Genomic DNA, 19,749 nt, shown 5'->3' with positions numbered 1-19,749 from the left:
TTATCTTATTTTTATAGCCTGCCATTTTACTCCAATTTATTAAAAAAAGCTTTTGGCATCTATAGTGTTTTTATTATTAAGTTAAAAAGCGTACAATTATCGATATGTTTCGATATTAATTGTTGATTAAATTTATTATTTAGGAGTAAGTATGAGTATATATAAAGCGATTTTAGATAGTGGCTTATCAGGCGTATCACTAAGCTCATCGGTTAAGCAATCGACTTATGGTGAACTCCCTATTGTGGTTATTAACCATAAAACTTGCAAGGCAGCGGTTACATTACAAGGTGCTCATTTGTTATTTTGGCAGCCTGCTACTGAACAAACTCCCGTTGTTTGGCTAAGCGACAAAACAAATTTTAAACAAGGGGTGGCTATTCGAGGTGGGATACCGGTTTGCTGGCCATGGTTTGGTCAGTTAGGAAATCCTTCTCATGGTTTTGCGCGTATTGTTGAATGGCAATTAGATTCTTGTAAAGAGGATGACAATGGTGTTGATCTCATTTTGTCACTCACGAATAATCAGCAGACAGAACCTTATTGTCGCCAACCTTTTACTGTGTCATTAAATCTTCATTTAGGTAAAACTTGTGAAGTTACTTTAAGCTGTTTTGCTGACTTTGATATAACTAGTGCGCTACATACTTATTTTGGTATTGATAATATTGACCATGTTGTCGTCAAAGGTTTGGGGGAAACTTATCAAGAACGACTTGCTGTTGAAAACAAACCAGTGACAGTAGGTCAATTGACTTTTAATCAAGAAGTCGATCGTATTTATACTGATGCGAGTAAACAACTAACGATAACTGATGGCATCCGAACAATTCGATTAACCAACACTAATGTCAGTGATGTAGTTACTTGGAATCCATGGATAAATAAAGCTAAAGCAATGGCGGATTTTGGTGATGATGAATATAAATCAATGGTTTGTGTTGAAGCCGGTTGTATTACAAAACCATTGAAATCATCTCCCAATAAGAAATCAACTTATGGTTTTCTTATAGAGGTGATCTAATCGTTCATATTTTATGCCACATACGCAATCAATGTTTTACTCAATTTGCATATGATTAATTGATTGCGTTTATAGGGATAACACTTTATAATCCACAACACTTTTTAAAGTGCTAGTTTGATAGTCAACTACTGGGTCGCCTGTAATTGGCTTTTATTTTTAATAATTAAGAGAAATAAATATGTTTACATTCAAAGCTGAAGTTAGAAAAGAGCATGGTAAGGGTGCGAGCCGCCGCCTGCGTCACGCTGGTCAATTCCCAGCCATCATTTATGGTGGAACTGAACCTGCAATCTCTGTTGTGCTTGATCACAACCAAATCTTTAATATGCAAGAGAAACCAGAATTTTATTCTGACGTGTTAACTGTTGAGGTTGACGGCAAAGCAGTTAAAGTCAAAGTACAAGCAGTTCAACGTCATGCGTTTAAACCAAAATTAGTTCATATGGATTTTGTACGCGCGTAATTTATGTAGTGGAATATTATCCATACTTGTTTCAAACAAAAGGTCACCACAGAGGTGACCTTTTTGTTTTAGAGCTAATGCAGGCTAATGCCTATTGTTATGATTTATCCTGTACACTAACCATCCAACATAATAGAATGATTATATTACACCATCCTAGGAGAAAACCATGTCTGATATCCCAGCTTGCGATTTAGTTATTTTTGGTGCTAAAGGGGATTTGACTAGACGTAAATTACTACCGTCTTTATATCAATTAGAAAAGTATGGAAAACTACCTGAACAGACCAAAATTTTAGGCGTAGGGCGCGCTGATTGGGATCATGCTGCTTATTGTGAGGTAGCAAAAGATGCGTTAACCTCATTTATGCCGGAGCCGCTAGACGATAGTATTTGGCAACGATTTAGTCAACGATTGGATTTTCATAAACTAGATGTTAATGATAGCGCTGGTTTTGAACGATTGAAAAATAAACTGGATTCAGGTCATCCCGCTATTTTCTATTTTGCAATGCACCCAGGTACTTTTGGGACTATTTGCCAAGGTTTAGCTGCTGCTGGATTAAATCAATCGCAAAACCGTATTGTGATGGAGAAGCCGCTTGGAACTGATTTGCAATCATCTCGCGAAATCAATGATTCGGTGGCTAAATTTTTTAGCGAATCGCAAGTCTATCGTATTGATCATTACTTAGGGAAAGAATCAGTACTAAATCTCTTAGCCTTACGTTTTGCTAATACAGTGTTTGCGTCATTTTGGGATCGTAATTCTATTGATCATGTCGAAATTACGGTAGCAGAACAAGTAGGTATTGAAGGTCGCTGGGGATATTTTGATAAAGCTGGTCAAATGCGTGATATGGTACAAAATCATCTATTACAAATCTTAACTATGATTGCCATGTCACCACCTGCTGACCTTAAAGATGATAGTTTACGTAGTGAAAAGATAGCTGTACTAAATGCCCTTAGACCAATTGATAAAACCAATATACGCGAAAAAGTGGTTCGTGGACAATATACAGCAGGATTTGTTAATGGTGTTAATGTACCGGGCTATTTAGAAGAAGACGGTGCAAATCAAAAAAGCAATACCGAAACATTTGTTGCCATTCGAGTTGATATTGATAACTGGCGTTGGGCGGGCGTCCCATTTTATTTACGTACAGGTAAACGTTTACCGAGCAAATGTTCTGAAGTTGTTGTTTATTTTAAACCATTACCGCTTAATCTATTTAGTGAATTTTATCCACAATTACCACAAAATAAATTGACGATTCGTTTACAACCTGATGAAGGAATGGATATTGAAATTCTAAACAAAGTACCTGGGTTAGATAGCACTCATAATCTGCAAACCACTAAACTTGATTTAAGTTTCAGCGAAACTTTTCACCAACAAAGCGCTGATGCCTATGAGCGTTTATTACTTGAAGTTATGCGGGGGCGCCAAGCGTTATTTGTTCATCGTGATGAAGTTGAAGCAGCATGGAAATGGGTTGATTCAATTATTAGTGCATGGGAAACAGAAAAAGAACCACCAAAAACTTATCAAGCTGGAACTTGGGGACCCGTCGCATCGGTTGCCTTAATCACTAAAGATGGGCATTCATGGCACGAATTTGAATAAAGGAAAAGTAACTATGTTTACGTTAAATAAATATCAAAATAGTCAGTTATTGATCGAAGATCTAACCTCACATATTGTCAATGAATTAAAACAGGCAATTGTACAAAAAGGACATGCTTCTATTGCGGTTTCGGGAGGTAAAACACCTATTCCATTATTTGTTTCATTAAGTCAACAAAATATAGAATGGAGCCGAGTTTTTATTACATTAGTTGATGATAGATGGGTTGATGATAATGATGATGCCAGTAACGAAAAGTTAGTGATGACGCATTTATTACAAAACAATGCAAAATTGGCTAATTTTGTCGGTTTAAAAAACAGTTGTGATAATCCATTTGATGGCGCCGAAATGACTGACAAGATGTTAGATAAAATTCCGATGCCATTTGATGTAATTGTTTTAGGTATGGGCGAAGATGGACATACAGCTTCATTATTCCCAGGGGCAGCTAATTTAGCGGCCGGTTTAGATATGAAATCAGGTCGAAAAGTTGTCGGGATGACACCATTAACAGCGCCACTTGATCGTATTACTTTAACGTTACCTACTATTTTAAATAGTAAAAATATCTATCTACATTTAGTTGGTGAAAGTAAAATGCAGGTATTAGAACAAGCCGAAAAAGATCATAATGTTAATCAAATGCCTATTCGAGCTGTTTTGCAGCAGGACAAAGTGAATGTCACAGGGTTTTGGACTGCATCTTAAATTTTCTTCAGTTTTGTTTGCCAACTTGCGTCGGTAATGAATTTTTACAATAAATTTTGCTTCCAAAGCACAGTGTAAGTGGTTTAGAAAATTAGTTTAAACAGAAAAAATACCTTATTCAAGTTGAAACCTGCGTCAGCGGTTGAGACTCTTTATAGTACATGCAATTGTTCAACACTGAATAAGTGGCTTAGCAGTATCGCTGAATAAGCGAAAAAAAACGGAACTCACATGTTCCGTTTTTTTGTATACTAAATCCTTGTATTCACTCGGCCAAAGAAAATATAGACAATAACCGCTAGAAAACCAAAAGCCAGAGACACAAAAAACATTGCCTGATAAGCGCAGTTTATTGAAATTATTTGATGTTGAGTGAGGTTGATTAATATTCCTGATAATATGCCTCCAAATGCACCACCAATTTGCTGTGTAACACGCGTGATAGCGCTCGTATCCTTAATTTGATTTTTATCACAGAACTCAAATGGAGAAGAGAGAACAGCAATCGTGGCGACGCCTAATCCGGAACCTCGAACAGTAAAACCGATAATTTCAAAGGCGTTGCCACCTACTTGAATTATTAATATACTTATTGCTGATATTATTAATCCTACACCAATAATTAGAAATGAATTTATCTCACTTAGAGATTTATAAATAAATTTTCTAGCCAACCAGGCACCTACACCTTGTAGAGCTAGCAACATACCAATATATGTAATAGATATATTATCATTTATTGCTTGTATTAAAGGAAAAAAAATCATGAAACCAAAAAAGATAAGTGACGTCAGAAATCCCATAATTATTGCGAACGAATATTGAATACAACTAAATGAACTTAAATCGATCAGTTTACTGTCTGACTTGTTATTAATAATAAGCGAAACCATCATCAAACCAATACCTAAAACTAGCATAATAATATTAAAAATATCAAAAAAATGCCCAGAAGTGATATTTTTAATAGAGATGAAAAATATTATTAAAGCAATTAAAAATGTCATTAATACATAAATATTCATATTGTATTTAGACGTTTTATTATCAGGCATTGTCGTTCTACCAAATAAAAAAGCCATAAGTACTAAAGGTATGTTGATAAAAAAAGCTATTCTCCAATTTAATTGTTCTGATATGATTGCTCCAAAAATTGGCCCTAGTGCAGGGGCAAAGACTGACGGAATAGCAATCAATGCCATAACCGGCTTTAGTCTTTCCTTACCAAAATAAGTTGCTATTGTAGATTGAGTAATAGGAATTAAAATTCCTGCACCAAAACCTTGTAAACATCTATACAAGATTAAAGAAACCAGATTATATGAAAATCCAACTAATATAGAACCAACAAGAAAGACAAAAATTGAGCATACCCATGCTTTCTTGAGTCCAAAATTTTCATGTACATAAGGTGATAGTAATATGCCAGCTGCGCAAGCAAGCATATATATAGTAACAGCCCATTGCATATAAGCATAAGAGGCATTAATGTCATTCGAAATTGAGGGTAAAATAACATTAACAATACTGCTATCTAATAATGGCAATATACTAGATAGTGTCATAGCAAACACTAACTTTCTTTCTGAGGTTGTCAGGTCAATCGATTGTTTCATATTAAACTCTTTCCAGATTATATTGAGTTGCGCCTAGTGTATATATTTCACTGAACGTTGGTGGTGTAATTTCTTTGTAATTTTTAAGTATTGAAACTAATTTTTGAAGGGCGATATTTAATTGTATATTTGTAAATTGAGCACCAATACAAGCATTAATTCCCACTCCATATGAAAGATGTCCCTTAAATTCTCTTCGTGGATTGAATGTGTTTGGATGTTCAAAATATTTTTCATCTCTATTTGCTGATGGTATTAAGGAAAATATTAAATCTCCTTTTTTTAAGTTAACACCTTCAACACAACTATCATCCTCGACTTGGCGTGGAATTAAATGAACAGGTGGTGTAATACGTAAGCTTTCCTGCAAGATACTATTAGTGCTGCAATCATTGGAGATAACTAGATCAATATAAGATTCATTTCTATAAAAGTGATAGATACAATTTGCTAAAACTTTATCAACTGGTTCTGAAGCTGCAAGTAAAATGTTTAATGAAAGCGCGACTATCTCACTATCACTTAATATTTCACTTTCATTACTATTATGAATAATAAAAGAAATAATATCATCTCCAGCACACTTTTTACGTTCATCGATTAAATCCAATATCACTTTTTCCAATTCTTCAGATGCAAATAGTGCGATATCTTCAGTAAACATGTTTTCCTTTCATTTCATTTTATACCTCTTTCTAGACAGCTAGTTACTAAAAATATATATAACATTAATAATTTCAATTGTTTATATTAAATAATATTTTTTTAAATCATTCATGATTTATTGCTAATTTATTTTTAATATATATAGTTATATTTATTTTATTTGAATTAAGTTGGGCTAATTTAGGATAGTTAGTAAAACAAAAATTTACTAACTAATTCCAGCCACAAAATATTACTTAGAGGCCATATAAATGAATATTTCACTCATTTCGCCAGAGGTCGCTTCTTCTGATAGCGAACCTATGATTATATCGGCATCACTCAAATCCCCATCAGTGAAAGTAACAGAACGTCATCATCATTCGAGAGGACAACTAGCTGGTACATTACAAGGTTTAATTTCAATTGAAGTGGAAAGTAGTCAATGGGTAATACCCGCAACTCATGGTATATGGATACCTCCAGATACACAGCATTCTCTTCTCGGATCACATGGGCCATTCTACGGATGGAGTATCTATATACAAAAAAGCGAATGTAATAATCTGCCGAATAAATCCTGCATGCTAGAATTATCTACTCTATTGCGTGAAGCAATTACCCGAACCATGACATGGAATAATTCAGAATTGCAACCCGAGCATAAGCGATTGATGGCAGTGATTGTCGACGAGATTAGTATAATACCTCAAGTTGATATAGCACTCCCAATGCCAAAAGATATTCGTTTGTTAAAAATTGCTTTAGCTTTGTCTAATAATCCTAGTGATGATAGAAACATTAATGAATGGAGCGTTTGGGCTGGGATTTCTCGACGCTCATTAACTCGTCGATTTACAAATGAAACTGGATTTAATTTCACAGAATGGCGACAGAAACTACGTATGTTAAAAGCTTTAGAGTTGCTTGTTGCGGGCAGACCTATCACAGAAATTTCTTTAAATTTAGGTTATGATAATATTAGTGGTTTTATTGCTATTTTCCGTCGAAATTTCGGGGTAACTCCAGGTAACTATCAAAAAGCGATGAGAAATAACCGCCCATGGAGAAACTTTAATGACACTATCATTTAAAATGATAATTATATTAATGATAAATTAGGGCGTGTTGATCTTTCGTGATTATTTTTTAGACGGCATGATGTGAGTTATAATAATTCTGCAAAAAACAACCATAACTCGATTCATCATGCCAAGAACAATGCTAACAGATAAACGGTGGGAAAAGCTACTACAAATAATGAAAAATACCGGCCGAGTTTATAATAAATCCGAGCATCGGATGACGTTTGAAGGGCTCCTTTTCCGAATGAGAACCGGTATTCCTTGGCGAGATTTGCCAGAAGAGTTTGGTGAATGGAGCACCGTCTATAGACGATTTAATTTGTGGTCTAAAAAAGGAATATTAGTTGATATTTTCAAACATTTATCACAACTAGCGGATTTTGAATGGGTGTTCCTAGATGGCTCGATTATCAGGGCTCATCAACACAGTACAGGCGCTGCAACGGAGCATTCCGAGCAAATAGGTCAGAGCTGTGGTGGTCATTCAACTAAAATTCATCTTGCGGTTGATAGTGGTGGTTTGCCTATTTGTTTTGAGCTATCTGAAGGACAACGACATGATATCACTTATGCAGAAACCCTAGTTGAAAAACTCGATGAAGTGAATACAGTGATAGCCGATAAAGGTTATGACAGCGAGCCTTTTTGGTGCTTTGTTCGTCAAAAAAGCGGACGAACGGTGATTGCTAAACGTAATTATGGTAAGGATATAGATAAAAGCAGTATAGATAGGTGCCTTTATCGCTATCGTCATTTAGTCGAGAATGCCTTTGCTAGAATCAAGCAATATCGTCAAATATCAACTAGATACGATAAGTTAGAAAGGAATTATGCCAGTATGGTATCACTGGCATTTATGTTAATGTGGCTGCCAATGTATTGTTGAGCAATTTATGTACAGCAAAGATCAACAGCCCCTAATATTTTTTTGATATAGATAATTTTTTGTGTCGTAAAAACTAGCTAATTCACTCATCTAATGTTGCTTCGCCTACTCCAAAATGTTTAGCTAACTCGCCAATAAAAAGATAGGCATTGGTTAAGGCACAATTTACCAATTGTTGTTTTAAACTGTCCTTTAAATTTTTTAACTATAATATGTTTCCCTCTATGATTTTTTGTGATATTTGTTCATTTTTAGGACAAATATCAATCTTTTATAAATAATTAACCAAGTACCTATTATTTTATAAAATTTTGTGGTAAAAAGTGGGGTTAAGTGGTAAAAATAGGGTTGTTTATTAACACGTTGATTTATATTGATTAAAAACTAATGAAAAATTAATAAATAATGGTACTTTTATGTTTAGTGGTGCAATTTCGGTCAATTTAGATAATAAAGGACGGTTAGCAATTCCTACTCGTTACCGTGAACCTTTATCTGAAGGTATTGTTTGCACAATTGGTTTATACCATTCTTGTTTGACGCTTTATTCTCTATCTGAATGGAAATGTATTGAGCAACAGCTTGCAACATTATCAACGATTGTAGAAGCTGAACGTAGAATTAAGCGATTGTTATTGGGTTATGCAACTGAGTGTTTGATGGACAATTCAGGTCGAATTTTATTGCCACCTACATTACGTACTTATGCAAAATTAGAAAAAAATACAATGTTTGTTGGTCAATCTAATAAATTTGAAATTTGGGATGAGACAATTTGGTATCAACAAATAAGCGACGATATTGCTGCGTTACCCACAGATATTGAAAGTTTATCAGATAATTTAAAAAGTTTAACTATTTAATAAGAGTAAAAGATTAATGGATTATCAACATACAACAGTATTATTAAACGAAGCTGTAGAAGCATTAAATATAAAAAAAGATGGCATTTATGTTGATGGTACTTTTGGGCGAGGAGGTCATTCTCGTTTAATACTTGAACAACTTGGAGCACAAGGACGATTGATTGCTATTGATCGTGATGAGCTTGCTGAGCAAGCCGCTTTGCAGATAGAGGATTCAAGATTTACTTTTATTCGTGGAGAGTTTTCAAATATATATCAATATATTAGTGAATTAGAGCTATTGGGTAAAATTAATGGTGTTTTGTTAGACCTCGGTGTTTCATCACCACAACTTGATGATCCCGAAAGAGGATTTTCTTTTATGCGTGATGGGCCGCTTGATATGAGGATGAATAACCATAAAGGTTTGACAGCAAGTGAATGGTTACTCAGCAGTGACGAAGAAAATATTACATGGGTATTAAAGACATTCGGTGAAGAGAAATTTGCCAAACGCATTGCTCGAGCGATCGTGGAACAGAATAAAGTTTCACCAATCACCCGTACATTGGAGTTGGCTAATTTAATTGAAAAAGCAACACCAAGAAAAGATAAAAACAAGCATCCCGCTACACGCAGTTTTCAAGCTATTCGTATTTATATTAATAGCGAATTGGAAGAAGTTGAGCAAGTATTAAATAGTAGTTTATCTGTTCTTGCCAATCATGGAAGGCTTGCTGTTATTAGCTTTCATTCTCTAGAAGATAGAATTGTAAAGCAATTTATTAGTAAACAGAGTAAAGGTCCGAATTTACCTGAACGATTACCACTGACAGAACAACAAATTAAACAATATGGTGGTGCTAAATTCAGATCTCTTGGCAAAATTAAGCCAAATACGATTGAAATTAATAATAACCCACGTTCTCGAAGTGCAATATTAAGGGTGGCAGAAAGGAAAAATGAATAGTAACCAATATAATGAGACTTTTCCAGATAAAACCTACATTGATAAAGATCCTCAAAAAAAACCGAGTAGGAGTTTATTTGGTTTAATTATTGGTGATTTATTTGCTCATCAAAAAATTTCATTGATATTACTTGTAATGATTATTATTTCTGCTGGTGCTGTATTAATAACAACGCAGCAGGTTCGTAAACAGCTATTTGAACGCGAGCAACTTTTGTTAGAACAAGATGTTTTAGAAAGTGAATGGAGAAATTTGGTTATTGAGGAAAATGTACTTGCTGATCCAAAGCGTGTTGAAGAAAAAGCTAAGAACCAATTAGGTATGTCTTATGTGACACCACAAAATGAAACAGTTATTGTGATAAAGAGTAAATAATGAAACCTGTCACTAAACATCAAAAAGATAAAGTTAAAAAGATTGTAAAGGTAAATAAAGCCAATAAGCTGAATAGTAAAAAACAGTTTTTTACACTGAATCGTTTTTACATTGTATATGGTTTTATTATTTTTGCGATTATTTGTCTTATTATTCGAATGGCACTATTGCAAATTATTGAGCCTGATAAACTTATTGCTGAAGGCAATAAGCGTTCTATTCGTCACCAAGAAATGGATGCACCAAGAGCCATGATCACCGATCGTAATGGTCGAGCATTAGCAGTAAGTGTGCCGATGTTTGATGTTTGGGCGGATCCTAAAATTGTGGTACAAAAAGGTGGTGTTAAAGCACATGATATTCGGTGGCAAGGGTTAGCTAAAACGTTAAATATCCCTATGTCAACATTAGAACAAAAACTAGGCAATCCATCAATGCGATTTGTTTATTTGTCTAAACAAGTAACACCAACAATATCTGACTATTTAAAAAAACTGAAATTACCGGGAATATCATTTGCAAAAACATCTAAACGCTATTACCCAGCGGCAGAAAATATAGCTCAATTAATTGGTTTAACAGATATTGATGAAAATGGCACTGAAAAGGGGTCTGAAGGTATCGAAAAAAGTTTCAATAAGTGGTTAATTGGAGAATCTGGGCAAAGAATAGTTAGGCGTGACCGAGTAGGCCGTGTTATTGAAGAATTAGAGCGAACGGAAAGTGAAACAGCATCAGATTTAACTTTAAGTATTGATGAACGTTTACAATCTTTAGTTTATAGTGAACTAAGTCAGGCAGTTGAGTTTAATAAGGCTGATAGTGGTACTGCGGTTTTAATAGATGTGCATACCGGTGAGATTTTAGCGATGGCAACCAGTCCATCTTATAATCCAAATAATCGTTCATCAATTGATTATAGTTTATTGAGAAATAGAGCTGTTACCGATGCATTTGAGCCAGGTTCTACAGTTAAACCTTTAGTTGTGATGGCAGCCTTAGAGAAAAAAATTGCGGATTTGAATACTATTGTTGATACCAGACCATTTTTAGTAAATCGTTATGAAATTAAAGATGTATCGTATCAAAAATCATTGAATTTGGCTGGTATTTTAGAAAAATCAAGTAATGTAGGTGTGAGTAAATTAGCCTTACAAATGCAGTCTAATGAGCTTGTTGAATATTATAGTCGTTTTGGGTTAGGTCAACCAACAGGCCTTGGTTTGGGTGGTGAAGTTAGTGGTTCAATTGCGGCTGATAGAACCCGAAAGTGGGCAGATATTGAGCGGGCAACTTTTGCTTTTGGATATGGGTTAAGCGTGACTCCTCTACAATTAGCAAGGGCCTATGCAACTATTGGTAGTTATGGAGTTTATCGCCCTGTTTCTATTTTAAAAGTGACCGAACCTGTTAAAGGTGAGCGAGTTGTAGAAGAAAAAATAGCTAAAACAGTAGTTCAATTAATGGAAGCGGTTGCAGTGACTGGTGGTGGGACCAAGGCATCTGTTCCTAGCTATAGTGTAGGTGTAAAAACTGGTACAGCTAAGAAATTATCTGGCGGACGCTATGTTAATCAATATCTTGCTTATACCGCAGGTATCGCACCAGCTACAGGGCCAAAATATTCATTGGTTGTTGTTATTGATAACCCTAAAGCTGGTCAATATTATGGTGGTTCAGTTTCAGCTCCTGTATTTAGTCGCATTATGGGTGGCGTGTTAAGAACCATGAATGTTCAGCCTGATCGCCAAGTTGATGGACAAATGATTATTTATTAATAGGTAAAAAATGATGGCTACAAGCACGTTTAAAACATTATTTGAATTATTAGGTGGGAATCAAAATTTAGAACTGGACGATTTTCCGCTTAATCATTTGCGTATTGATAGTCGTAATGTGAAAAAAAATGATGTTTTTGTTGCTATAAAGGGGCATTCTGTTGATGGTCGTGCATTCATCCCTCAAGCTATTTCAGCCGGTGCAGTCGCTGTGCTAGTCGAAACAAATAGCAAATTAAGTGATTTAAAAATAGATTATCTTGAGCATGATAATTTATTTGTAATCCCACAAATTAGTGTTTTTCAACTTTCACGGCGTTTGTCTGTGATTGCTAATGATTTTTATCATTCTCCTTCTAAAAAATTATCCGTTATTGGTGTAACCGGAACAAATGGAAAAACAACTGTTACACAACTCATTGCTCAATGCACAACATTACTCAACGATAAAACGGCAATTTTAGGAACTATTGGTAATGGTATTTATAATCAACTTGAACCAGCTGTAAATACAACCGCATCGGCAATAGATGTACAATCTTTATTATCTGATTTTGTAAAAGAACAAGTAAAAGTTGTAGCGATGGAGGTTTCTTCTCATGGACTTGTAATGAATCGAGTTAAAGGTTTAAATTGTGCAGCAACAGTCTTCACCAATTTGAGTCGTGATCATCTTGATTATCATAAAACCATGAGTAAATATGCAAAAGCAAAATGGTCATTATTTAGTCCTGATGAAAAAGAAAGGTTAGTTGAAACTTCGGGAAAATCGATTATTAATTATGATGATAAATATGGTAAACGATGGATTGAAAAGCTTTCACATGTGACAGCTGTATCATGCCAACCGAAATCATTATGTCGGTTAAAAGCTTTAAATAGACCTTATGTTGGTGTTTCTATGATCGAATATAATGATAAAGGCGCTAAAATTCATATGGAGTCAAGTTGGGGAAATGCCATTATCAATAGTCGGTTATTAGGTGAATTTAATGTTTCTAACTTATTAATATCTATTGCCACATTACTAACACTTAATTATCCATTTTTTGCTGTAGTGAATATGGCTTGCTTTCTTAAGCCGATTTGTGGTCGGATGGAAGTGTTACATGAAAAAAATAGCCCTACAGTCATTGTTGATTATGCGCATACGCCAGATGCATTACAAAAGGCATTACAAGCGAGCCGGATCCACTGCCAAGGAACGTTATGGGTTATTTTCGGTTGTGGTGGTGATAGAGATACAGGGAAAAGACCATTAATGGCAGAAATTGCGGAACAATTTGCTGACAAAATTGTGCTAACTAATGATAACCCCCGAACCGAAGATGAAATCAAGATTATTCACGATATTCAACAAGGTTTACATAGCACTGACAACATACAAATAATCCCGGATAGAGTTCAGGCTATTACACAAACATTATCGCAAGCCAAAATTAATGATGTGATTTTAATTGCAGGTAAAGGTCATGAGGACTATCAAATAATTGGTAAAACTAAATATCATTATTCTGATCAAGAAATAGTGAAACAGCTTTTAGGAGCAGAGAATCGATCATGATTCCATTAAAAATTAAAAAAATAAAAGAAGTTGTGAATGGTCAGTCTTATTATATTCAAGATGAAAATAAGGTTATTGATTCTATTTGTACAGATTCCAGAAAAATTACCCCACAGTCACTGTTTATTGCATTAACTGGTGATAATTTTGATGGGCATCAATTTGTTTCACAGGCAATAAAAGATGGTGCTATTTTGGCTATTGTTAATCATAAAATAGATGATGCTTCAATACCACAAATAGTCGTCGATGATACTCGGCAATCACTCGGACAAATTGCCACTTTTATTCGAGAACAGAGCCAAGCTAAAATTGTTGCTTTAACTGGCTCATCAGGAAAGACTTCCGTTAAAGAGATGACGGCGGCAATTTTACAACATTGTGGGCAAACACTTTACACGCAAGGTAATTTTAATAACGATATTGGTGTACCATTAACATTATTTCGCTTAACCGAGCAAGACCAATTTGCAGTGGTAGAGCTAGGTGCTAATCATATTGGCGAAATTGCCTATACAACTAATATAGTTAAACCGCAAAGCGCTTTAATTAATAATATTGCCGAGGCCCATATTGAAGGTTTTGGTTCACTTAACGGCGTGGCAACGGCTAAAGGTGAAATTTTTGCAGGCTTACCTCAAAATGGCATTGCTATCATTAATTTAGATAGTTGCTCTGATAGATGGTTTACTCAGCTAACAAACAAAAAAGTTTGGACTTTTTCATTAGCAAATTCATCAGCAGATTTTTATGCTAGTAATATTCAACATACTGAAAGTACGACCTTTACATTGCATACGCCAAAAGGTGAATGCTCAATTCTCTTACCGCTAGTTGGATTGCATAATGTGTCAAATGCGATCGCTGCATCCGCTTTAGCAATTTCTGTTGGTGCAAATTTGGATCAAATTAGAAACGGTTTAACAACTTTAAAACCAGTAAAAGGTCGATTATATCCAATAAGATTAAACCAAACTCAATTAATTTGGGATGATTCTTATAACGCCAACGTTGGGTCAATGTCAGCGGCAGTTAAGGTATTAGCAAAACAACCAGGGTATCGAGTTTTAGTCGTTGGTGATATGGGGGAACTTGGTAATGAGGCTGAAAAATATCATCGACAAATCGGCGAGCTTGCTTATCAAGAAAAGCTAGATTGTGTCGTTAGTGTCGGTAAATTAAGTCAATATATTAGTCAGTATAGTGGTGTAGGTTATCATTTTAATAATAAACAAGATGCAGTAAATTTTCTGTTAATGCTCTTAAATCAACATCCCTCTTTAACAATGTTAGTTAAAGGTTCGCGTAGTGCGAAAATGGAAGAGCTTATCGAAAAAATTCAAATTGAACAACTCAAAATGAATCAGGATTAAAATTATGTTGGTGTGGATATCAGAATATTTAGTTAAATATTTTAGTTTTTTTAATGTTATTTCTTATTTAACCGTAAGAGCAATTTTAGCGTTGTTAACCTCATTGTTAATTTCATTAATAATGGGGCAAAAAGTCATTGATTGGTTGCAGAAATTACAAATTGGCCAAGTTGTTCGCCATGATGGACCTGAATCTCATTTAAGTAAAAAAGGTACACCAACAATGGGAGGTACATTAATTCTTGCATCAATTTCGATCTCGGTATTTTTATGGGCAGATCTTCGTAACCCTTATGTTTGGCTGGCATTATTTGTATTGATTGGCTATGGAATTATTGGTTTTGCTGATGATTATTTAAAAGTTATTCGTAAAAATACAGCGGGTCTTATTGCAAGATGGAAGTATTTTTGGCAATCGGTCATTGCATTAATTGTTGCTTTTGGTCTTTATGTTTATGGAAAAGATAGCTCAGTAACTGTACTAGTTGTGCCTTTTTTTAAAGATGTTATGCCACAGTTAGGATTATTATTTATTCTTTTTACCTATATTGTCATTGTGGGGGCTGGCAATGCTGTTAATTTAACCGATGGGCTGGATGGATTAGCTATTATGCCGACAGTCTTTGTTGCTGCTGGTTTTGCTCTAGTATCTTGGGCAACTGGCAATGTTAATTTTGCTGCTTACTTACATATTCCTTATATTAAATTTGGTGGTGAATTGATGATTGTCTGTACCGCAATTATTGGTGCTGGGTTAGGTTTTCTATGGTTTAATACTTATCCTGCTATGGTTTTTATGGGTGATGTCGGATCGCTTGCATTGGGGGGGGTGTTTGGCATTATAGCTGTTTTATTACGACAAGAATTCCTATTATTGATAATGGGTGGCATATTTGTTGTAGAAACATTATCCGTAATTTTGCAAGTTGGTTCATATAAATTAAGAGGTAAACGGATATTTAAAATGGCACCGATTCATCACCATTATGAATTAAAAGGTTGGCCAGAACCTCGTGTTATTGTACGTTTTTGGATTATTTCATTAATGTTGGTATTAATCGGTTTATTAACTTTGAAATTACGTTAATTTAAAAACAGCTCAGGATTGAATCATGGTTAGCTATCAAGGTAAAAATATTGTTATTGTCGGATTAGGTATCACTGGTCTTTCTTGTGTGAATTATTTCCTTGCTCAAAATATTATCCCAAAAGTAATCGATACTCGTTTAAAGCCGCAAGGATTAGAACAATTAGATAACCGAATTAATTATCACTTGGGAGATTTAAAAATTGATTGGTTGCTAAATGCCGATTTAATTATCGTTAGCCCAGGCATTCCATTATCAACCCCTGAATTACAAAAAGCTAAAGAAAAAGGCGTAGAAATTATAGGTGATATTGAACTTTTTTGTCGTGAAGTTAATGCCAAATCTAATAAAAAAATTGTTGCTATTACTGGCGCAAATGGTAAAACTACTGTTACTACATTAATTGGTGAAATCATTAAGTCAGCAGGTATTAGTGTTGGTGTTGGTGGTAATATAGGACAGCCTGCATTATCTTTATTAAACCAAGATTACGATGTATATGTTTTAGAACTATCGAGCTTTCAGCTAGAAACGACTTACAGCTTAAAAGCAACAGTTGCAACAATTTTAAATATTTCAGAAGACCATATGGATCGTTATCCTCTTGGTTTAATGCAATATGTTGAGGCTAAGCACCGAATTTATCATAATGCAACATACTGTGTGATTAACAATGACGACCAATTAACCATTCCAACAGATAAACAAAGCGATATAGTTTCATTTGGTGTTGATAAAGGTAATTATCATTTAGATAACCACTATGAGCATCTGATTGTACAAGATCAACCTTTGCTAGCAACAAAAATGATGAAATTAACTGGATGTCATAACTATCTTAATGCACTAGCAGCTTTAGCGATAGCTGATAAATTAAATATTTCACGACAATCAAGCATTGCAACAATTGCTTCATTTCATGGTTTACCACATCGGTTTGAATTAGTGTTGGAAAAGAATGGTGTAAAGTGGATTAATGATTCCAAAGCAACCAATGTTGGTAGCACTGAAGCCGCTCTAAACAGTGTGGTTTGCAAAGGAAAATTATATTTATTATTAGGTGGAGATGGGAAATCTGCTGACTTTTCGTTATTAATTCCTTACTTAAAAAATAGGAATATAGAGGTTTTTTGTTTTGGTCGAGATCGTTATTTACTTAGTAAATTAGCTCCAAATATAACAACAATCACAGAGACAATGGCTGAATCAATGCAAATTATTGCTAAAAAAGTGGTATCAAATGATGTGGTTCTACTTTCTCCCGCTTGTGCAAGTTTAGATCAGTTTAAAAGTTACGTTGAACGAGGAAAACAGTTCGCATATCTTGCTGAACAATATACTCAAGGGAGTGGAATATGACATTATTTTGGTTAAAAAAACAAGTTAATCCACATATCCCATTTGACAATCAGTTACTTTGGACTGTGCTTGGTTTAATGATTTTTGGCTTAATAATGGTAACATCGTCTTCAATGTCATTTAATGATAGTAATCCATTCTTTTATACACAACGAGAGCTTATTCAGTTAGGAATATCGTTATTTTTAATGTCTATTACGTTGTATATTCCGATGCAACGTTGGCAACAGTTCGGTTCAGTGTTACTAATCATTGCTATTATTATGTTAATTGTTGTATTGGGTATAGGTTCTTCAATTAACGGTGCATCGCGTTGGATACCTTTAGGGGTATTTAATTTTCAGCCTGCAGAGCTTTCAAAATTAGCACTATTTTTATTTTTAGCTGGTTATTTATCGCGTAAATCTGAAGAGGTACAAAGTGGGTTTTGGGGTTTTTTTAAACCAATGGTTGTTATGGCCGTACTCTCTATTTTATTACTTAAGCAACCTGATTTAGGTACTGTTATCGTTTTATTTATGGTAACTATTGGTATCCTATTTATTGCTGGTGCCCAATTGTGGCAATTTATTGCTATTTTGCTAACAGGTGTTGGTGCAGTGATTTGTTTGATTTTATACGAGGCTTACCGTTTAACTCGACTGTTAACCTTTCTTGACCCTTGGCAAGATGCAACTGGTTCAGGTTATCAATTAGTTGCCTCATTAATGGCAATTGGTAGTGGAGGAATTACGGGACAAGGTATGGGCAATTCTATTCTGAAATTAGGTTATTTACCTGAATGTCATACCGATTTTATTTTTTCGATTATTTCAGAAGAGTATGGATATATAGGTGTAGTTGTTTTATTGTCATTACTTTTCTTCTTGACATTTAAAGCTCTCGCAATTGGTTATCGAGCACTGAATGAGGGGGTATTATTTTCGGGTTATTTAGCCTGTGAAATTGGAATATGGTTTGGTTTTCAAACATTTGTTAATGTTGGTGTTACATCTGGTATGTTACCAACTAAAGGATTAACATTACCATTTATTAGTTATGGTGGTTCAAGCCTTATTGTGATGAGTATTGCGGTTGCAATATTACTCAGAATAGATTTTGAATTTAGGCAACAACAAGCGCAAGCAAGAATAAGGTTAGTGAAATAATGAAAAAATTATTAGTTATGGCAGGGGGAACAGGTGGACATGTCTTTCCCGGTATTGCTGTTGCGCATTATTTGATGAAGCAAGGTTGGCAAGTAAGATGGTTAGGTACTGCTGATCGAATGGAAGCACATCTCGTTCCTGAAAATGGTATAGAGATCGACTTTATCGAAATATCAGGGCTAAGAGGAAAAGGTGTGATGGCATTATTAAAAGCACCTTATAAAATTCTAAAAGCAGTTTTACAAGCAAGAAAAATTTTGAAAGCCTATCGTCCAGATGTTGTGTTAGGTATGGGCGGATATGTTTCTGGTCCTGGAGGGATCGCAGCAAAAACACTTGGCATACCGATTGTATTACATGAACAAAATGGTATAGCTGGTTTAACTAACAAGTGGCTAGCTAAAATTGCGACTAAAGTTTTGCAAGCATTTCCTAGTGCTTTTCCTAACGCTGAAGTCGTAGGTAATCCTGTGCGTAGTGATCTTTTAACTGTTGTAAAACCCGAAGAAAGGTTCAAAGATCGTAATGGACCAATCAGAGTATTAGTCATGGGCGGAAGTCAAGGTGCGAAGATTATTAATGATATTGTGCCCCAGGTGATAACTAAATTATCAGATGAATATGTAGTATGGCATCAAACAGGTAAAGGAATGTTGGATTCGGTAATTCAGTCTTATCAAAATTGTGATATGGCTAATAATAAAGTGACAGAGTTTATATCTGATGTTACAGATGCATACAATTGGGCAGATATTGTGATTTGTCGTAGCGGAGCATTGACTGTTAGTGAAATTGAAGTTGTTGGTATTGGTGCTATTTTTGTTCCGTTTATGCATAAAGATCGTCAGCAATTTTGGAATGCAAAATCATTAGCGGATATAGGTGCCGCGGATATAATAGAACAACCAAATTTTAATGTTGAATCATTATCAAAGTTATTATTAAATTTGAATCGCGACAAGTTACTAGAAATGGCAATTAAAGCTAAAAGTTTATCTATTGTAAATTCCACTGAGAAAGTAGCGGAATCCCTTAACTCAGTGATAAAATAACTAGTTTTTGGTATTATTGTGTAATAATTTTGTAAAAAATTTTTAGTTTATGTAGGTATTTGAGTCAATGATTTGTTTGGACTAAAAAATAACTAGGATACAAATGTTCAATGTTGATATGACAGGGTACAC

At 34.7% G+C, this 19,749-nt stretch carries 18 protein-coding genes; 16 read left to right on the top strand and 2 right to left on the bottom strand.

The window, feature by feature from the left end; all coding sequences use genetic code 11:
• Positions 1-151: 151 nt before the first annotated feature.
• From GA0061081_RS01815 to pgl, 4 genes are all read left to right on the top strand, one after another.
• Positions 152-1,024, top strand: a complete 873-nt coding sequence (locus GA0061081_RS01815; RefSeq protein WP_091346522.1) for a D-hexose-6-phosphate mutarotase — start codon at positions 152-154, stop codon at positions 1,022-1,024.
• 181 nt (positions 1,025-1,205) lie between these two features.
• Positions 1,206-1,490 (top strand): 50S ribosomal protein L25, encoded by a 285-nt coding sequence (gene rplY / locus GA0061081_RS01810; protein ID WP_091346520.1) that lies wholly within the window; start codon positions 1,206-1,208, stop codon positions 1,488-1,490.
• 169 nt (positions 1,491-1,659) lie between these two features.
• The gene (zwf, locus tag GA0061081_RS01805; protein ID WP_091346518.1) at positions 1,660-3,120 is read left to right on the top strand and encodes a glucose-6-phosphate dehydrogenase; all 1,461 of its coding nucleotides are present in this window, start codon (positions 1,660-1,662) and stop codon (positions 3,118-3,120) included.
• 13 nt (positions 3,121-3,133) lie between these two features.
• The gene (gene pgl / locus GA0061081_RS01800; RefSeq protein ID WP_091346517.1) at positions 3,134-3,832 is read left to right on the top strand and encodes a 6-phosphogluconolactonase; all 699 of its coding nucleotides are present in this window, start codon (positions 3,134-3,136) and stop codon (positions 3,830-3,832) included.
• Positions 3,833-4,083: 251 nt separating this feature from the next.
• On the opposite strand, the gene GA0061081_RS01795 is transcribed toward pgl, so the two are convergent.
• Positions 4,084-5,448: an MFS transporter gene (locus tag GA0061081_RS01795; RefSeq protein WP_091346515.1), complete on the bottom strand. Its 1,365-nt coding sequence runs from the start codon at positions 5,446-5,448 to the stop codon at positions 4,084-4,086.
• 1 nt (position 5,449) lies between these two features.
• Positions 5,450-6,112 (bottom strand): cytochrome P450, encoded by a 663-nt coding sequence (locus tag GA0061081_RS01790; protein ID WP_091346513.1) that lies wholly within the window; start codon positions 6,110-6,112, stop codon positions 5,450-5,452.
• Between the two features lie 253 nt (positions 6,113-6,365).
• Here GA0061081_RS01790 and GA0061081_RS01785 point away from each other — a divergent pair, with 253 nt between their 5' ends.
• The 12 genes from GA0061081_RS01785 (at position 6,366) to murG (ending at position 19,617) form a co-directional block, all read left to right on the top strand.
• Positions 6,366-7,187, top strand: coding sequence for an AraC family transcriptional regulator (locus GA0061081_RS01785; protein WP_091346511.1), 822 nt, complete (start codon positions 6,366-6,368; stop codon positions 7,185-7,187).
• A 115-nt stretch (positions 7,188-7,302) separates the two neighbouring features.
• Positions 7,303-8,064, top strand: coding sequence for an IS5 family transposase (locus GA0061081_RS01780; protein WP_141683313.1), 762 nt, complete (start codon positions 7,303-7,305; stop codon positions 8,062-8,064).
• Positions 8,065-8,480: 416 nt separating this feature from the next.
• The gene (gene mraZ / locus GA0061081_RS01775; protein WP_091346510.1) at positions 8,481-8,927 is read left to right on the top strand and encodes a division/cell wall cluster transcriptional repressor MraZ; all 447 of its coding nucleotides are present in this window, start codon (positions 8,481-8,483) and stop codon (positions 8,925-8,927) included.
• 16 nt (positions 8,928-8,943) lie between these two features.
• Positions 8,944-9,879 carry a 16S rRNA (cytosine(1402)-N(4))-methyltransferase RsmH gene (rsmH, locus tag GA0061081_RS01770; RefSeq protein WP_091346508.1) on the top strand — a complete coding sequence of 312 codons (936 nt, stop codon included), beginning with the start codon at positions 8,944-8,946 and terminating at the stop codon, positions 9,877-9,879.
• Complete coding sequence (gene ftsL, locus GA0061081_RS01765; protein ID WP_091346506.1) at positions 9,872-10,255, top strand: cell division protein FtsL; 384 nt, start codon at positions 9,872-9,874, stop codon at positions 10,253-10,255. The genes rsmH and ftsL overlap by 8 nt, the downstream gene beginning before the upstream one ends.
• Positions 10,255-12,033: a peptidoglycan glycosyltransferase FtsI gene (gene ftsI, locus GA0061081_RS01760; RefSeq protein ID WP_091346504.1), complete on the top strand. Its 1,779-nt coding sequence runs from the start codon at positions 10,255-10,257 to the stop codon at positions 12,031-12,033. Before ftsL ends, ftsI begins: the two co-directional genes overlap by 1 nt.
• Positions 12,034-12,046: 13 nt before the next feature.
• Positions 12,047-13,597, top strand: coding sequence for a UDP-N-acetylmuramoyl-L-alanyl-D-glutamate--2,6-diaminopimelate ligase (murE, locus tag GA0061081_RS01755; RefSeq protein WP_091346502.1), 1,551 nt, complete (start codon positions 12,047-12,049; stop codon positions 13,595-13,597).
• Positions 13,594-14,970 (top strand): UDP-N-acetylmuramoyl-tripeptide--D-alanyl-D-alanine ligase, encoded by a 1,377-nt coding sequence (gene murF / locus GA0061081_RS01750; RefSeq protein WP_091346501.1) that lies wholly within the window; start codon positions 13,594-13,596, stop codon positions 14,968-14,970. The genes murE and murF overlap by 4 nt, the downstream gene beginning before the upstream one ends.
• 4 nt (positions 14,971-14,974) lie before the next feature.
• The gene (gene mraY / locus GA0061081_RS01745) at positions 14,975-16,057 is read left to right on the top strand and encodes a phospho-N-acetylmuramoyl-pentapeptide-transferase (RefSeq protein ID WP_091346499.1); all 1,083 of its coding nucleotides are present in this window, start codon (positions 14,975-14,977) and stop codon (positions 16,055-16,057) included.
• Between the two features lie 25 nt (positions 16,058-16,082).
• Entirely contained in the window at positions 16,083-17,417 is a 1,335-nt protein-coding gene (murD, locus tag GA0061081_RS01740; RefSeq protein WP_091346497.1) for a UDP-N-acetylmuramoyl-L-alanine--D-glutamate ligase, read from the top strand.
• Positions 17,414-18,565, top strand: a complete 1,152-nt coding sequence (gene ftsW, locus GA0061081_RS01735) for a cell division protein FtsW (RefSeq protein WP_091346495.1) — start codon at positions 17,414-17,416, stop codon at positions 18,563-18,565. Before murD ends, ftsW begins: the two co-directional genes overlap by 4 nt.
• On the top strand, positions 18,565-19,617 hold the full coding sequence (gene murG, locus GA0061081_RS01730; protein ID WP_091346492.1) for an undecaprenyldiphospho-muramoylpentapeptide beta-N-acetylglucosaminyltransferase: 1,053 nt from the start codon (positions 18,565-18,567) through the stop codon (positions 19,615-19,617). The genes ftsW and murG overlap by 1 nt, the downstream gene beginning before the upstream one ends.
• The last annotated feature ends 132 nt before the right edge of the window (positions 19,618-19,749 follow it).

The sequence above is a fragment of the Gilliamella bombicola genome (genome assembly GCF_900094945.1).
In the GTDB taxonomy this organism is placed as follows: Bacteria; Pseudomonadota; Gammaproteobacteria; order Enterobacterales; family Orbaceae; genus Gilliamella; species Gilliamella bombicola.
This window is presented reverse-complemented; position numbering and strand designations above follow the sequence as displayed.

Bases quoted from the DNA above. Each gene is read 5' to 3' on its own strand.
- ftsL (WP_091346506.1), top strand. From the start codon at position 9,872: ATGAATAGTAACCAATATAATGAGACTTTTCCAGATAAAACCTACATT.
- ftsI (WP_091346504.1), top strand. From the start codon at position 10,255: ATGAAACCTGTCACTAAACATCAAAAAGATAAAGTTAAAAAGATTGTA.
- GA0061081_RS01795 (WP_091346515.1), bottom strand. From the start codon at position 5,448: ATGAAACAATCGATTGACCTGACAACCTCAGAAAGAAAGTTAGTGTTT.
- mraY (WP_091346499.1), top strand. From the start codon at position 14,975: ATGTTGGTGTGGATATCAGAATATTTAGTTAAATATTTTAGTTTTTTT.
- GA0061081_RS01780 (WP_141683313.1), top strand. From the start codon at position 7,303: ATGCCAAGAACAATGCTAACAGATAAACGGTGGGAAAAGCTACTACAA.
- GA0061081_RS01790 (WP_091346513.1), bottom strand. From the start codon at position 6,112: ATGTTTACTGAAGATATCGCACTATTTGCATCTGAAGAATTGGAAAAA.
- pgl (WP_091346517.1), top strand. From the start codon at position 3,134: ATGTTTACGTTAAATAAATATCAAAATAGTCAGTTATTGATCGAAGAT.
- murE (WP_091346502.1), top strand. From the start codon at position 12,047: ATGGCTACAAGCACGTTTAAAACATTATTTGAATTATTAGGTGGGAAT.
- rplY (WP_091346520.1), top strand. From the start codon at position 1,206: ATGTTTACATTCAAAGCTGAAGTTAGAAAAGAGCATGGTAAGGGTGCG.
- murG (WP_091346492.1), top strand. From the start codon at position 18,565: ATGAAAAAATTATTAGTTATGGCAGGGGGAACAGGTGGACATGTCTTT.
- rsmH (WP_091346508.1), top strand. From the start codon at position 8,944: ATGGATTATCAACATACAACAGTATTATTAAACGAAGCTGTAGAAGCA.
- murF (WP_091346501.1), top strand. From the start codon at position 13,594: ATGATTCCATTAAAAATTAAAAAAATAAAAGAAGTTGTGAATGGTCAG.
- ftsW (WP_091346495.1), top strand. From the start codon at position 17,414: ATGACATTATTTTGGTTAAAAAAACAAGTTAATCCACATATCCCATTT.
- zwf (WP_091346518.1), top strand. From the start codon at position 1,660: ATGTCTGATATCCCAGCTTGCGATTTAGTTATTTTTGGTGCTAAAGGG.
- GA0061081_RS01785 (WP_091346511.1), top strand. From the start codon at position 6,366: ATGAATATTTCACTCATTTCGCCAGAGGTCGCTTCTTCTGATAGCGAA.
- mraZ (WP_091346510.1), top strand. From the start codon at position 8,481: ATGTTTAGTGGTGCAATTTCGGTCAATTTAGATAATAAAGGACGGTTA.
- murD (WP_091346497.1), top strand. From the start codon at position 16,083: ATGGTTAGCTATCAAGGTAAAAATATTGTTATTGTCGGATTAGGTATC.
- GA0061081_RS01815 (WP_091346522.1), top strand. From the start codon at position 152: ATGAGTATATATAAAGCGATTTTAGATAGTGGCTTATCAGGCGTATCA.